This is a genomic window from Hominimerdicola alba, assembly GCF_900109655.1.
In the GTDB taxonomy this organism is placed as follows: Bacteria; Bacillota; Clostridia; order Oscillospirales; family Ruminococcaceae; genus Hominimerdicola; species Hominimerdicola alba_B.
Window position 1 is genome coordinate 257,798 of sequence record NZ_FOAT01000001.1, and the last position, 14,013, is coordinate 271,810.

A 14,013-nucleotide genomic window follows, 5' to 3' on the forward strand; every position below is an offset into this window, starting at 1 on the left:
TTTTGGGAAGTGTAACGTTATGAGCAATAAATTCAAGGTTTTTATAGATGGTAAAGCAGGAACTACAGGTCTTAAGATATACGAAAGACTTGGCAAACGCGACGATATCGAGATACTGCTGATAGACGAGGAAAAGCGCAAGGACAGCACTGAACGTGCTAAAATGATAAACCGCGCGGATATAGTATTTCTCTGCCTGCCCGATGCGGCTGCAAAGGAAGCTGTGGCGCTGTGTACAAATCCCGAGACAAGGATAATCGATGCTTCTACCGCACACAGAACCGATCCTGCATGGGATTACGGTTTCCCCGAGCTTTCGGAAAAGCACAGAGAGAACATCCGCAAATCCAAGAGAGTTGCAAACCCAGGCTGCTATGCCAGCGGTTTTATATCTCTGGTATATCCGCTGATACAGGCAGGCGTTCTGCCTGAGGATTATCCTGTTACCTGCCATGCGGTATCAGGTTACAGCGGCGCGGGCAACAAGATGATAAATGTTATCGAGAGCCCTGACAAGACCTTTGAGATGAACTCACCCAGACAGTATGCACTTGGTCAGCAGCACAAGCACATCCCCGAGATGCAGAAGATATGCGGCATGAAGTACGCTCCTATGTTCAATCCTATCGTTGACGACTATTACAGCGGTATGGTAGTGAGCGTTCCTCTGGTAACAAGATGCCTGACAAAGAAGTACACTCCCGCGGAGATACACGAGATAATGACTGCACACTATGCAGGTCAGCATTTTGTAAAGGTAATGGAGCTTGGCGGCACAGAAACACTGGCTGACGGTTTCCTGGCGGCAAATACACTGGCTGATACCAACAATATGCAGATATTCGTATGCGGAAACGACGATCAGATACTGCTGTGTTCGAGATTTGACAATCTCGGAAAGGGCGCAAGCGGCGCTGCTATGCAGAATATGAACATCATGCTTGGCATTGATGAAACAACAGGTCTTGAATAAAATTTATTGAGGATAATTTATGAAAAAAAAGTTCGCTGCAGCACTGGCACTTATAATGTCATTGTCGATGGTATCTTGCGGAAACTTCGGGAGGCCCGATCCTAAGACCCTTGAAAGAGTAAACGAGGATCAGGATTCTTCACGAAGAAGTCTTGTAGATGAGATGTTCCCAACTGACGAAGAAAGCTCAGTCAGTGATAACGTGGAATACACCATAGAGGACGATCCCGAGAATTATGTAAAAGTCACCGTCGAGAACATGACTCTCGAAGAGAAAATAGGACAGCTTTTCTTTGTAAGGGCTGACGCGCTGGAAACAGGATACGAGAACAAGGTCGTGAATGATGACAGCATCGGCGGCGTTACCTATGTTGACGATATGATGATCGATGCCCTTGAAAAGTACCACGTAGGCGGAGTTGTCCTGATGGAAAAGAACATCATGGACGAGGATAAGCTGATAAAACTGACTTCCGATCTTCAGGTGAATTCCGATTATCCTTTGTTTATAGGTGTTGAGGAAATTGGCGGTGAACTTGCGCCTATTGCTAACAACAAAAATTTCGCTGTGCCTCTTTTCGGAAATATGAATGAGGTCGGAGAAACTGCCGAGGCAGCAAATGCAAAAAAAGTTGGAAAAACCATCGGCAAATATCTTGCGAGTTACGGGATCAACCTTGATTTTGCACCAATTGCCGACGTTTCACTGAACGAAGACAAAGTAAAAGAAAGCAATTTTGCAGCTGACCTCTCGATGGTCGCAAGCATGGTGGAAGCTGAGATCGACGGACTGCACGAGGCTGGCATTATGACGACTGTAAAGCACTTTCCCGGATACGGCGACGGCAGTACGGATAAGTCAAAAGTCCCCGAGAACGGATTCCTGTGGGAAAGGATAATGGAAGAGAGCGGTCTTGCATTTACGGGAGCGCTGAATAAGACTGATATGCTGATGGTGGGACACATCATGCTGCCCGCGGTAAGTGATGATGGTCTTCCAGCTTCGATGTCACAGCAGATAATCCAGGGCAAGATAAGAGATGAGCTGAAATTCAGGGGCGTTGTCATCACTGATGCGATGTCAGCCAAGTGCATCACGGAAAACTATGTAAAGCGTGAAATTGCTGTAAATGCCATAATCGCAGGGGCAGATATGATACTGATGCCCTACGACCTGGACGAAGCTTATGACTCGGTGCTGAAAGCTGTAGAGGACGGCAAGATAAGCGAAGCAAGAATAGATAAGAGCGTTGAGAGGATACTCTGGCTCAAAGTTAAAAACCATCTTTTTGATGATTACGCTGCAAAGTCTGATGACACATCAAAGGACACAGACAGTGATTCATCGGAAAGCTAAGGAGAAATTGATATGAAAGAAATAAACAAAGTCGTATACGACGGCTACAAATACATTGAGGGCGGCGTTTGTGCTGCCAAGGGTTTCAAGGCAAACGGTCTGTACTGCGGTATCAAGAAAGCTATGGACGCAGCTGAAACTCCCGACGGAAACGAGAGCCCCGTTTCAAATACAAAGCCCGACCTTTGTCTGGTAGCATCTGACGTTATGTGCAGTGCTGCGGCAGTGTTCACTCAGAACAAGGTAAAAGGTGCCCCTGTAACTGTTTCGCAGAAACATCTGGAAGAGACAGGGGGCAAGGCACAGGGATTTATACTGAATTCCAAGAATGCCAACACCTGCAATGCTGACGGCGAAGCAAAGGCTCTGAAAATGTGCGAGCTGGCTGCAAACAAGCTGGGCATCAAGACCGAAGAAATGCTTATCGCACAGACAGGTGTTATCGGTCAGATAATGCCTATAGAGCCTGTTGAAAATGCTATGGACGACCTGTACAGCGGTCTTGCTTATGACGGCAACGAGAAGGCTGCCATCGCTATAATGACCACCGACACTGTAAAGAAAGAGGTAGCAGTAGAATTTGAGATAGGCGGAAAAGTATGTCACATCGGTGGCATGGGCAAGGGCAGCGGCATGATTCACCCTAATATGGCTACCACGCTGAATGTTATCACTACTGACTGCGCAGTTAGCCCCGAAATGCTGAAAAAGGCGCTGAGCGAGATAGTAAAGGTAACATACAACTGTCTCTCTGTAGACGGAGATCAGTCCACAAACGACACCTGTGCTGTTATGGCTAACGGTCTTGCAGGTAATGCTGAGATCACTGCTGAGAGCGCTGATTTCAATAAGTTCAAGCAGGGTCTGTTTATCATAATGAGCAACATAACAAAGATGCTTGCTAAGGACGGCGAGGGCGCTACAAAGCTGCTGGAATGCAACGTATGCGGCGCAAAGGATCAGGATGATGCTATCATCATCGCAAAGAGCGTTATCTGCTCTCCCCTGTTCAAGTGCGCAATGTTCGGTGCAGATGCTAACTGGGGACGCATACTTTGTGCCGTCGGTTATGCCGAGGCTGAATTCGATATAAACAAGGTAGATGTAAAGATAGCTTCAAAGCAGGGCGAGATACACGTTTGCGAGAACGGTGCCGGCGTGCCTTTCTCAGAAGAAGAAGCAAAGAAGATACTGCTTGAAGATGAGATCTTCATAAATGTATGCGTAGGTGACGGCGAGGGCAATGCCACCGCATGGGGCTGTGACCTTACGTATGATTACGTAAAGATAAACGGCGATTACAGAAGCTAAGAAAAAAAGATGATTCTGTAAACATACAAAGCAAGAGAAAGGACAAAGAATATGGAAAACACACTCAGCAATGTTTCGGCACCGTCTGAGGAACACGGTTTCATCAACCGCAATGCGCTGAAATACATAGTTATCGTGGCTATGCTGATAGATCACATAGGTGAACTTTTTGAAAGTTCAATTGACCCCAACATATACCACATAATGAGGTTCATAGGCAGACTTACAGGTCCCACCATGGCATTCTTTCTGGCGGAGGGCGCCAAGTACACGCGGGATATAGCTAAGTATCAGAAAAGGCTTGCGATATTTGCTGCTATATCATGGCTGCCTTTCATATTCGCAAACCCCGGACCTCAAAAACTGATAGAATCTCCCGTATATTTTCTACAGCAGAGCGTAATTTATACACTATTCCTCGGAATAACAGCAATAAGGATCTGGGACAGCCCGAATTACGAAAAGGATGCGAAAATAATATTCATATTTTTGCTGTGTCTGGCTTCAGTGATCGGAGACTGGCCAATAATGGACGTTCTTGCGCCGCTGTTTATGTATATTTACAGAGATGACAAGAAGAAGCGCTATATCGCAGTGACGCTGGCATATCTGCCGATGATGCTGATGGTTCTCATAATGGACGGGTGGCATCAGGCGGGCGTTCTTATGGTACCGCTGATAATAATTTTCTGCTACAACGGCAAGGGCGGAAAGAAAAATGCTTTCAACAAGTGGTTCTTCTACATATTCTACCCTGCACACCTGCTGATACTTGGCATCATAAAATGGGTAGTGCTTGCATAAGGAGTTAATATGGCTTTCGATTTCAAGAAAGAGTACAAGGAATTCTATATGCCGCCGAAAAAGCCTGTTATCGTTGATGTTCCCGAAATGAGATACATCGCGGTGAGTGGCAAGGGCGACCCGAATGAAGAAGACGGCGAATACAAGCAGGCTGTCGGGGTGCTGTATGCTGTGGCATATACCCTGAAAATGAGCTACAAGACCGACCACAGGATAGATGGCTTTTACGAGTACGTTGTACCGCCGCTGGAAGGTCTGTGGAAGCAGGACGGTTCGGAGAGCATTGATTACTCCCGCAAAGACGGCTTTGAATGGGTGGCGATGATACGCCTGCCGGAATTTATAACCAAGGCTGACTTTGAGTGGGCGGTGGAAACTGCCACGAAGAAGAAAAAGCTTGACTGTTCAATGGCTGAATACCTCACGCTTAATGAGGGGCTTTGTGTGCAGATGATGCATATCGGTTCTTACGATGATGAGCTCGCATCAGTTGAGATGATGGAGAGATTTCTGGAAGAGCAGGGATATGTAAATGATATAGGTGAAGAAAGACAGCATCACGAGATATATCTTTCAGACCCGCGAAAGACCGAGGCTGACAAGCTTAAAACAGTCATCAGGCACCCGATTAGAAAAAGCTAATAATTTCCCACATGGGATAATATAAAGGAAGATGTAAAATGGATATTTCAAACAGCATTAGAAGTCAGATACTCAGCGACGCTTTGCCATACATACAGAAGTATCACGACAAAGTAGTTGTTGTAAAATACGGCGGAAATGCCATGACTAACGAAGCTCTCAAAGAGGCTGTCATGAGCGATATCGTTCTGCTGAGCGAGGTAGGCATAAAGGTCGTGCTGGTACACGGCGGCGGCCCCGAGATAAATGCTATGCTCAAAAGAGTTGGTATTGAGAGCAAGTTCATAAACGGACTCAGATACACAGACAAAGAGACTATGGACATAGTCAAGATGGTGCTCTGTGGTAAGCTGAACAAGGAGCTTGTATCGGCTTTACAGCTTCACGGCGGAAATGCGCTGGGTCTCTGCGGATGCGACGGCCGAATGATAATAGCTGAAAAGCTTGATCGTGATGACGGCGAGGACTACGGGTATGTCGGTGAGATAAAGAAGGTCACCACAAAGCCTATACTGGATGCACTTAATGACGGTTATGTTCCGATTATCTCAACTGTAGGTATCGGTGAGGACGGTCAGAGCTACAATATCAACGCTGATACTGCAGCTTCAAGAATAGCTTCCTGCCTGAGGGCTGAAAAGCTGATACTCATGACCGATATCGTTGGTCTGCTGAAGGACAAGGACGATGACAGCACACTGATACCTCAGGTAAATGTCAGCGAAGTTCCTTTCCTGAAAAAGTCGGGTATAATCAGCGGCGGTATGATACCTAAGATAGACTGCTGTGTGGAGGCTGTCAGACGCGGCGTCAAGAGGACCTCCATAATCGACGGCAGAGTTCCCCACTCGATACTAATAGAACTGCTTACAAATGAGGGCATTGGCACACAGTTCAACTGATGGACAAAAATTACAAGCCATACATCAAGAATGTCACCGAAGAGTATGATGATTCCGCTGAAGGATACAAAATGCGGGACAAGATGGAAGCTTACAGGAAGAAAACGTTCCGGAGTTAGACAATATCAATTTTTGTATCAGTAAATCTATTCTGGCTTCTCCCTTATGGATCTGCGCTGATAATTGACTTCAAAAAGATACTCATGAATGACCTCTTCATGCAAATCTGAAAGAAGTGCTCCCCTATGTTGGCTTACCGATCATCGTAACTGCGATCATGTCTTTGTTGGTAGGATTTGTGAAGTGCGATGGTGCTCTAAAATCACAATACTCCCCGTACAAACAATATAATATCCGCAAACCAGATGAATATCTGAGGTATAAAAATACTTTCAGATTTACGGAAACAAGTGTTTTCTTCGATGGAAGATATATATTCGGGCGTATGTTTTACAAAGACATTGAGATATTTGTGACCGATGACTATTATTATATAATACAAGATAATGGATATATAATGCAGGACACTGAAAACATAATACAAGATAATAAAAAATACCGAATGGACATCAGCGGTTTTGAATGCGATCCTGAGCAATTTCTTAAATTTATGGAGAGCAAAGGGGTAAGAGTTATTACCAAATAAAAACCTTTCTGAAAGGAGAAAAAACGTTGATAGTACTGTTTCAGAACAGCACGACTGTAAAGACCGAAAGCAATAAATCGGATTATGATATAATACATGAGAACAACGAACTCAACAGACGAAAGAAAAAACTTCGCTACGGAGTTACGTTTGCAGTCGCTATACCGCTGTTTATTGTGATATACGTCCTTATGCTGCCAAGGCTTTTCCAAACTTACAGCACTTGTGTCGCTGTATTGCTTATATGCGTTGCCATAGGCTATCTGCCATCGGAGATGATAGTAAAGTCAGTTTTTGGCAATGGTACGGGCACAGGTGAGGTTATAAGCGGGCCCAAGGTTTTCAAATATGTTTTCACGGACGAGAAGATAATGGTCACCCGCGACTTTGACACCATAAATATCCCTTACAACGGTATCGAGAGGGTAACTCAAAATCCCTACTACTACAACCTTTATTTTATGGGTAACAAGTACACGATAGATAAACAAGGTTTCACCTGCCCAGCCGCAGAATTTGAAAAACTGATGTATGACATGGGCAAAGAGATCGAGATAGAATTAAGCTAAACTACATAAATGATTCTTTGAAAGGATAATGTAAAATGAATACTATAGAACAGTTCAACGAACACGTTATGCCGACCTACGGACGGTATGACCTGGTTTTAGACAAGGGTGCTGAACAGACAGCTGTCAGCGAGGATGGCAAACAGTATATCGACTTCGGCTCCGGAATAGGTACAAACAGCCTTGGCTACTGCAACGAGGAATGGGTAGATGCGGTATGTGCACAGGTGAAGAAGATACAGCACACATCAAACTACTACTACACAAAGGTTCAGGCAGATTTTGCCCAGAAGCTTTGCGGCATCACAGGTTACAGCAAGATGTTCTTCGGAAACTCGGGTGCTGAAGCTAACGAGTGCGCTATCAAGGTTGCAAGGAAGTACAGCTTTGACAAGTACGGAAAGGAAGCCGAGAGGAATGTCATCATCACTCTGGTGAACAGCTTCCACGGCAGGACAATGGGTACACTTTCCGCTACTGGACAGGACGTTTTCCATAACTACTTCTTCCCTTTCCTTCCGGGATTCGTAAACGTTAAGGCTAACGATATCGATGACCTGAACAAGGTACTTGCCGAGAACGATGGCAAGGTATGCGCTATAATGTTTGAGTGTATCCAGGGCGAGGGCGGCGTTGTCGGCCTGGACGAAGCTTTTGTAAAGGCTATATTCGATGTTGCCGAGAAAAACGATATCCTGACTATCTGCGACGAAGTTCAGACAGGTGTTGGCAGGTCGGGTAAGTTCCTTGCCTGCATGAACTACGGCGTAAAGCCCAATATCGTGACAATGGCAAAGGGTCTGGCAGGCGGACTGCCTATCGGTGTTTGTCTTGCTGACGAAAAGTGCTGTGATGTTCTGACAAAGGGCACACACGGTTCTACTTTCGGCGGAAACCCTGTTGTATGCGCAGGCGGTCTGGCTGTGCTGAACAACGTTACAAAAGATGGCTTCCTTGATGAAGTTATCAAAAAGGGCGACTATATCCGCGAGAAGCTGAAAGATGTTCCCGAGGTAACAGGCATCAGCGGCATGGGTCTTATGCTGGGTGTCAGCCTGAAGACCAAGACCGCAGGCGATGTATGCAAGGCTTGTCTTGATAATGGTCTGCTGATACTCACCGCTAAGGAAAAGCTGCGTTTCCTGCCCCCGCTGAACATCAGCTACGAGGAGATAGACAACGGTCTGGCTATACTCAAGGATATCCTTGAAAAATAAAAGTTCGGAGGTATGCCATGACGATAAGGAAAATGGTTATTTCGGACTATGATAAAGTTTACAGCCTGTGGCTTTCATGTAAAGGCATGGGACTGAATGACCTTGATGATTCGAGAGAGGGCATAGCAAGATATCTGGAAAGAAATCCCGAAACGTGCTTTGTGGCTGAGGACGGTGAGGATATCATCGGTGTGATAATCGCAGGCCATGACGGCAGGCGCGGGTACATTTACCACACTGCCGTTTCACCCGAACACAGAGGACAGGACATCGGTACAAAGCTTGTGGATACGGCAATGAATGCCCTCAAAGAACAGGGCATAAACAAAGTAGCGCTGGTGTGCTTCTCGAAAAATGACGGCGGCAACACTTTCTGGGAGAAGACGGGATTCACGCAGAGGACTGATCTGTGCTACAGGAACAAAGCGCTCTCGGACATGAAAAGGATAGATACGTAAATAAATAATCTCAAACGATGGAGGTATTACAATATGAACCACTTACTCAAAATGCTTGATCTTTCAAAAGAGGAGATAATCGACATACTCAATCTGGCAGATCAGCTGAAATACGAAAACAAGAACGGTATCGAGCACAAGGTGCTGAAAGGCAAGACCCTTGGCATGATATTCCAGAAGTCTTCCACACGTACACGTGTTTCTTTTGAGACAGGTATGTATCAGCTGGGCGGACAGGCGCTATTCCTCTCCAATCGCGATCTTCAGATAGGCCGCGGCGAGCCTGTTCAGGATACAGCAAGGGTACTCTCCCGCTATCTGGACGGCATCATGATCCGTACCTTTGAGCAGAAGGAAGTTGAAGACCTGGCTCAGTACGGTTCTATCCCGATAATCAACGGTCTGACAGACTTCTGCCACCCTTGTCAGGTGCTTGCTGACCTCATGACTATCCGTGAGTTCAAGGGTCAGTTCGAGGGTCTGAAGATGTGCTACATCGGCGACGGCAACAACATGGCTAACTCACTGATCGTAGGCGGTCTGAAAGTCGGCATGAGCGTATCCATCGCTTGCCCCGAGGGCTATCGTCCCGATCCCGAAGTACTGGAATTCACCAAGCAGTACGGCGACAAGTTCTTCATGACCGACAAGCCTATCGAGGCTGCTAAGGATTCTGACGTTCTGTTCACAGACGTTTGGACTTCCATGGGCGAGGAAGCTGAGACAGAGAAGCGTATGGTCGCATTTGCAGGCTATCAGATAAATGATGAGATCATGGCAGCTGCAAAGCCTGATGCAATGGTACAGCACTGCCTGCCTGCACACCGCGAGGAAGAGATCACCGAAAAGGTATTCGAGGCTCATGCTAATGAAATCTTTGAGGAGGCTGAGAACAGACTCCACGCACAGAAGGCTGTAATGGTCAAGGTAATGGGTGAGAAGAAATAATCTTCTTAGTAAATACATATATAAATTTTGCCCCAAAGCATTTTAGTGCTTTGGGGCATTTTTTATTATCAAACTAGAAATGCATAAATAAAAAAGCCATAGTACTCTTGACAGAATGTCAGAAAATACTATGGCTTAAAATTTCTATGTTATTTTTTGATTCGTATGATCGAGTTCTTCGGGAATACTCGCTCACAAGTCATTGAGAACTTCATAGCCGCATGGTTTGCAGTCTCGATGGGCTCGCCTCTTTCATCAAAGAGCTCGCTGGCTGTGAGTATCACAGGTTCGCCATAGGGTGAAAGTACTTCAACTTCGTCGCCCTTATTGAACTTATTGCGCTGCTCGGCAAATATCCTGCCGTCTCTGCAATCCTCGATAACTGCAACAACGTCATACTCGCGGACATATCCGCTGTTTTCGTAATACTGGCTCTCTCTGGGGTTGCCAAATAGGAATCCCGGACAGTAAGCGCGGTGGCTAACCTTATAGACCTCGTCTTTAAGCCACTGTGGAAGTTGATAATTTTCGGGGTCAGACTTATAGATATCCATAGCCTTGCGGTAAGCATTAGTGATGACAGATACGTAGTATGAAGACTTCGCGCGTCCCTCGATCTTGAAGCTGTTAACACCCGCCTTGGCAAGCTTATCGATATGCTCGATAAGGCACATATCCTTTGCATTAAGTATAAATGTGCCGCGCTCATCCTCGAATATGGGATAAAACTCGTTGGTGCGCTTTTCTTCCATCAGGTGATATCCCCAGCGGCAGGGCTGGGCACATTCGCCGCGGTTGGCATCACGGGCGGTGAGGTACTGGGAAAGAAGACATCTGCCCGAGAAGCTTACGCACATAGCGCCGTGCACAAAGCACTCGATATCCAGATCATCGGGTGTTTTAGCACGTATCTCAGCTATTTCTTCAAGAGTGAGTTCTCTTGCGAGGACTACCCTCTTTGCGCCCATATTATAAAATTCATTGGCTGTTACATAATTCACGATACCCGCCTGAGTGGAGATATGTATCTCGGTGTCGGGGGCGAATTTTTTTGCAAGACTCAGCAGACCGAGGTCGGTAATTATCAGCGCATCAACGCCTGCATCTACTGCGTTTTTTACAAAACCCTCAAAGTAGGGTATCTCGTTATTATGCGGCAGAGTATTACAGGTCAGGAAGACCCTTTTACCCCGGGAGTGAGCAAGTTCACAAGCCTGTGAAAGAAGCTCCGGTGTAAATTTTGCAGAAGCAGCTCTCATTCCGAAAGCTGTTCCGCCAAGATAGACAGCGTCTGCGCCGAAATCCAGCGCAGCGTGCAGTCTTTCCATATCGCCAACAGGCGAAAGTATCTCAAGGAGATCGGACATCAGTTATCCCTACCAATTCTCGTTGTATTATTCGTTGTAATTCTCATCGTCGTTTTCTTCATTATTTCCATTGCCGTTATCGGCGGTATCTTCAACAACCTGATCGCTTCTGCCTGCCTTTACAAGGTTCTTCTCGTGCTCGTCAAGAGTTTCGGCGTAGAAGGTCTCACCTGTTTCGATATCATTACAGAAATAATAGTAATCTGTCTTTTCAGGATTCAGCACAGCATTTATAGCTTCAATGCCCGGGTTGCAGATAGGTCCTGCCGGCAGACCGTCCATAGCGTAGGTATCATAATACTCAGTATAATGGGTCACTCTCTCTTCACTGCCAGCCTTAATCTTGATAACATTGTTGATGTAGTTATATGTCGTATCAGACTGGAGCATAGGGAATGTATCAGAATCTTTCAGACGGTTGAGGAAAACCGATGCTACTCTGGGCATCTCTTCAACGTTTGCAGCTTCGAGCTGAACAATTGAAGCGAGTGTGATAGTCTGGTTAAGGCTTAGACCCTGATCGTTCATCTTCTTGTACATCGCATCGTTGATCTTGGAATCATAGTGATCCCTGAGCACCTTTGCGATATTATACGCTGTGTCGTTTACATAGAAATCATAGGTATCCGGGAACAGATAACCCTCTCTCGCATAGAAAGCGTTCTTGTTATCCGTCAGATAACTCTCAAAATTATACCCCATATCTCTGTTGAATTCAAAAAGGAAGTCGTCAGCAGCACAGACATTGTTATCTTCCAGCTTCTTTGCAATATCTATAAGGTACTCACCTTCAGTGAAGGTTACTGTCACTGTCTGGTAACTCTCTCTCTGCTTCTCAAGTTCTTCAACGATATCAGAGTAGGGCTTGGAAGGCTGAAGTGTGATATCACCGGGGTATATCATCTTTGGCTTCATGAACTTTATGGTATAGAGGAACAGTTTCTTGTTCTTTATGATACCGTTCTCCACCAGAAGATCGGCTATATCCTCATTAGATGATCCTTCAGGTATATTGAATGAGATATCCTTTTCATCCTTGCCTATACCATAGAATTCCATACCGATAGTAAGTCCGCCCACTGCCAAAAGCAGTGAAACAGTAAGTATTATGGTAACAAGGATTATGCCGCCGAAGATCGAGCCATTGAAGCCTATGCCTTTCTTCTTTTTTCTGCCCGAAGACTTGCCGCTTCTCTTTTTGCCGGAGCCTCGGTCTTCATCGGAGCGAGATTTAGACTTTGAAGCCTTTCTGACGGGTATATCTTCTTCATCCTCGTCGTCTTCATCCTCATCTTCGTCGAACTCGTCTTCGACATCGGCATCTTTTCCGAAATGCTTTTTGATATCGTCGCTGTCATTTCCAATTATAGCAGCTTCCTTTTTCTCTTTGGACTCTTCAGGAGCTTCTGCTTCATCTGCAATTACAGTTTCCGGTTCTTTTTCTTCTGGTATTGGAGTAGTAACGCTCACAGCCTCTCTGCCGTTTTTGAGCTCATCTTCTGATGGTCTTCTCCTTCTGGGTCTGTTTTTTAGTGAAGCAAGGAGTTCATCTATCTCGTCAACTTCGGCTTTCTTCGGCTTTTCAGCGTTTAACGAAGCATCACCGGCGTTCTCTTTGCTTCCGCCGAGAATATCGTCGATATCGAAATTTTTGTCACTCATTCATTTTGACTTCCTTTCCTTTATATTATCCGCAGGAATTTTTATCCAGCCTTTCTCGGTAATTATCCAATCAACAGAAACATCATGCTCATCTCTGGGCAGTTCACCATCTGTCAGACAGCTTTCGCAGCACAGACCAACGGCAACACCTTTAAAATCGGTGAGGAATCTATCGTAGAAACCCTTGCCGAATCCCAACCGATAGCCTTTGGTATCGAAACTAAGGGCAGGCACAAGACACAATGCATCTGAATAGTCATCTATGCGCTGGCATTGATTGGCAGGTTCAAGTATGCCGAAATGACCCGTTTCAAGGTCATCAAGGCTGTTTATGCGGTAAAAATGCATTTCATTTGTCCCGCTGACACATCGCGGGCAAAGCAGGCGCTTATCAGCACCGATGTTTATATCACTGAGGATCTTATCGATTATACCGATAGTGCCTATCTCGATGTCACCCGAAACATATATGAGGATATCGCGGGAGTTTTTGTATACATAGCTTTCGATGAAAGCAGAACAGACTGCACGATCAGCAGAGCTTTTTTCCTCAGGGTCTCTTGCAATCCTGAGGGCTTTGAAGCGTTTTCTCAGCTCCTGCTTGGTCAGTCCCTGCATTGTATGCCCTTTCTTATCTCCTCAGCTTTAGCTTCGGAAACGAGCTTTGCAGTAAGGGTCAGGGCAAAATCAACAGCTACGCCTGCGCCCTTTGCAGTGATGAACTTTCCGTCAGCTGCAACAGGATCATCGGAGATAACTGCACCCTCAAGGTCTTTTTCAAAACCTGGGAAGCAGATAGCCTGCATGCCTTTCAGCAGACCCTTATGACCCAGTATGCTGGGTGCAGCGCAGATAGCTGCTATATACTTATCGTTCTTAGCGCAGAAATCTATAGCTGCCTGAACGTAGTCATCATTTTCAAGATTTATAGTGCCGGGCATGCCGCCGGGGAGAACGATCATATCGACTTTATCGTCAAGAATGACCTTATCTACGGTAATATCGGGGGTAAACATTACCTTGTGTGCACCGACAACAGTTTCACCGCTGACGCCTACTGTTACCAGTTCAACGCCTGCGCGTCTTAAAATATCGATGGGTGCCAGGGCTTCAAGCTCTTCAAAACCATCTGCCAGAAATACGTATACCATAGCATT

At 45.8% G+C, this 14,013-nt stretch carries 15 protein-coding genes; 11 read left to right on the forward strand and 4 right to left on the reverse strand.

The window, feature by feature from the left end; genetic code table 11:
* Nucleotides 1-19 precede the first annotated feature (19 nt).
* The 11 genes from argC (at nucleotide 20) to argF (ending at nucleotide 9,827) form a co-directional block, all read left to right on the forward strand.
* Entirely contained in the window at nucleotides 20-973 is a 954-nt protein-coding gene (argC, locus tag BMY75_RS01235; RefSeq protein WP_074828499.1) for an N-acetyl-gamma-glutamyl-phosphate reductase, read from the forward strand.
* Nucleotides 974-992: 19 nt separating this feature from the next.
* Entirely contained in the window at nucleotides 993-2,330 is a 1,338-nt protein-coding gene (locus BMY75_RS01240) for a glycoside hydrolase family 3 protein (protein WP_074828503.1), read from the forward strand.
* 12 nt (nucleotides 2,331-2,342) lie between these two features.
* Nucleotides 2,343-3,641 carry a bifunctional glutamate N-acetyltransferase/amino-acid acetyltransferase ArgJ gene (argJ, locus tag BMY75_RS01245; RefSeq protein ID WP_074828507.1) on the forward strand — a complete coding sequence of 433 codons (1,299 nt, stop codon included), beginning with the start codon at nucleotides 2,343-2,345 and terminating at the stop codon, nucleotides 3,639-3,641.
* Between the two features lie 51 nt (nucleotides 3,642-3,692).
* Nucleotides 3,693-4,445 (forward strand): TraX family protein, encoded by a 753-nt coding sequence (locus BMY75_RS01250; protein ID WP_074828510.1) that lies wholly within the window; start codon nucleotides 3,693-3,695, stop codon nucleotides 4,443-4,445.
* Nucleotides 4,446-4,454: 9 nt separating this feature from the next.
* Nucleotides 4,455-5,087, forward strand: a complete 633-nt coding sequence (locus BMY75_RS01255; RefSeq protein ID WP_074828513.1) for a GyrI-like domain-containing protein — start codon at nucleotides 4,455-4,457, stop codon at nucleotides 5,085-5,087.
* A gap of 38 nt (nucleotides 5,088-5,125) precedes the next feature.
* On the forward strand, nucleotides 5,126-5,989 hold the full coding sequence (gene argB / locus BMY75_RS01260) for an acetylglutamate kinase (protein WP_074828516.1): 864 nt from the start codon (nucleotides 5,126-5,128) through the stop codon (nucleotides 5,987-5,989).
* Between the two features lie 235 nt (nucleotides 5,990-6,224).
* On the forward strand, nucleotides 6,225-6,635 hold the full coding sequence (locus tag BMY75_RS18200; RefSeq protein WP_139199658.1) for a hypothetical protein: 411 nt from the start codon (nucleotides 6,225-6,227) through the stop codon (nucleotides 6,633-6,635).
* A gap of 26 nt (nucleotides 6,636-6,661) precedes the next feature.
* Entirely contained in the window at nucleotides 6,662-7,204 is a 543-nt protein-coding gene (locus BMY75_RS01270) for a YcxB family protein (protein WP_074828523.1), read from the forward strand.
* A 35-nt stretch (nucleotides 7,205-7,239) separates the two neighbouring features.
* Complete coding sequence (locus BMY75_RS01275) at nucleotides 7,240-8,421, forward strand: aspartate aminotransferase family protein (RefSeq protein WP_074828526.1); 1,182 nt, start codon at nucleotides 7,240-7,242, stop codon at nucleotides 8,419-8,421.
* Nucleotides 8,422-8,438: 17 nt separating this feature from the next.
* Nucleotides 8,439-8,879, forward strand: a complete 441-nt coding sequence (locus tag BMY75_RS01280) for a GNAT family N-acetyltransferase (RefSeq protein WP_074828528.1) — start codon at nucleotides 8,439-8,441, stop codon at nucleotides 8,877-8,879.
* Nucleotides 8,880-8,912: 33 nt separating this feature from the next.
* Nucleotides 8,913-9,827 carry an ornithine carbamoyltransferase gene (gene argF, locus BMY75_RS01285; RefSeq protein ID WP_074828530.1) on the forward strand — a complete coding sequence of 305 codons (915 nt, stop codon included), beginning with the start codon at nucleotides 8,913-8,915 and terminating at the stop codon, nucleotides 9,825-9,827.
* Nucleotides 9,828-9,976: 149 nt separating this feature from the next.
* On the opposite strand, the gene BMY75_RS01290 is transcribed toward argF, so the two are convergent.
* Genes BMY75_RS01290 through BMY75_RS01305 form a run of 4 tightly spaced genes read right to left on the reverse strand, consistent with a single transcriptional unit; the run spans nucleotide 9,977 to nucleotide 14,007 of the window.
* Nucleotides 9,977-11,194: a peptidase U32 family protein gene (locus BMY75_RS01290; protein ID WP_074828534.1), complete on the reverse strand. Its 1,218-nt coding sequence runs from the start codon at nucleotides 11,192-11,194 to the stop codon at nucleotides 9,977-9,979.
* A 27-nt stretch (nucleotides 11,195-11,221) separates the two neighbouring features.
* On the reverse strand, nucleotides 11,222-12,856 hold the full coding sequence (mltG, locus tag BMY75_RS01295) for an endolytic transglycosylase MltG (RefSeq protein ID WP_074828536.1): 1,635 nt from the start codon (nucleotides 12,854-12,856) through the stop codon (nucleotides 11,222-11,224).
* A complete protein-coding gene (locus BMY75_RS01300; RefSeq protein ID WP_074828540.1) occupies nucleotides 12,857-13,474 on the reverse strand; it encodes a 5-formyltetrahydrofolate cyclo-ligase in 618 nt (205 codons plus the stop codon). It lies immediately after the preceding gene.
* Entirely contained in the window at nucleotides 13,462-14,007 is a 546-nt protein-coding gene (locus BMY75_RS01305) for a DJ-1 family glyoxalase III (RefSeq protein ID WP_074828542.1), read from the reverse strand. The genes BMY75_RS01300 and BMY75_RS01305 overlap by 13 nt, the downstream gene beginning before the upstream one ends.
* Nucleotides 14,008-14,013: the final 6 nt, after the last annotated feature.

Bases quoted from the DNA above. Each gene is read 5' to 3' on its own strand.
- argC (WP_074828499.1), top strand. From the start codon at position 20: ATGAGCAATAAATTCAAGGTTTTTATAGATGGTAAAGCAGGAACTACA.
- BMY75_RS01240 (WP_074828503.1), top strand. From the start codon at position 993: ATGAAAAAAAAGTTCGCTGCAGCACTGGCACTTATAATGTCATTGTCG.
- argJ (WP_074828507.1), top strand. From the start codon at position 2,343: ATGAAAGAAATAAACAAAGTCGTATACGACGGCTACAAATACATTGAG.
- BMY75_RS01250 (WP_074828510.1), top strand. From the start codon at position 3,693: ATGGAAAACACACTCAGCAATGTTTCGGCACCGTCTGAGGAACACGGT.
- BMY75_RS01255 (WP_074828513.1), top strand. From the start codon at position 4,455: ATGGCTTTCGATTTCAAGAAAGAGTACAAGGAATTCTATATGCCGCCG.
- argB (WP_074828516.1), top strand. From the start codon at position 5,126: ATGGATATTTCAAACAGCATTAGAAGTCAGATACTCAGCGACGCTTTG.
- BMY75_RS01275 (WP_074828526.1), top strand. From the start codon at position 7,240: ATGAATACTATAGAACAGTTCAACGAACACGTTATGCCGACCTACGGA.
- BMY75_RS01280 (WP_074828528.1), top strand. From the start codon at position 8,439: ATGACGATAAGGAAAATGGTTATTTCGGACTATGATAAAGTTTACAGC.
- argF (WP_074828530.1), top strand. From the start codon at position 8,913: ATGAACCACTTACTCAAAATGCTTGATCTTTCAAAAGAGGAGATAATC.
- BMY75_RS01290 (WP_074828534.1), bottom strand. From the start codon at position 11,194: ATGTCCGATCTCCTTGAGATACTTTCGCCTGTTGGCGATATGGAAAGA.
- mltG (WP_074828536.1), bottom strand. From the start codon at position 12,856: ATGAGTGACAAAAATTTCGATATCGACGATATTCTCGGCGGAAGCAAA.
- BMY75_RS01300 (WP_074828540.1), bottom strand. From the start codon at position 13,474: ATGCAGGGACTGACCAAGCAGGAGCTGAGAAAACGCTTCAAAGCCCTC.
- BMY75_RS01305 (WP_074828542.1), bottom strand. From the start codon at position 14,007: ATGGTATACGTATTTCTGGCAGATGGTTTTGAAGAGCTTGAAGCCCTG.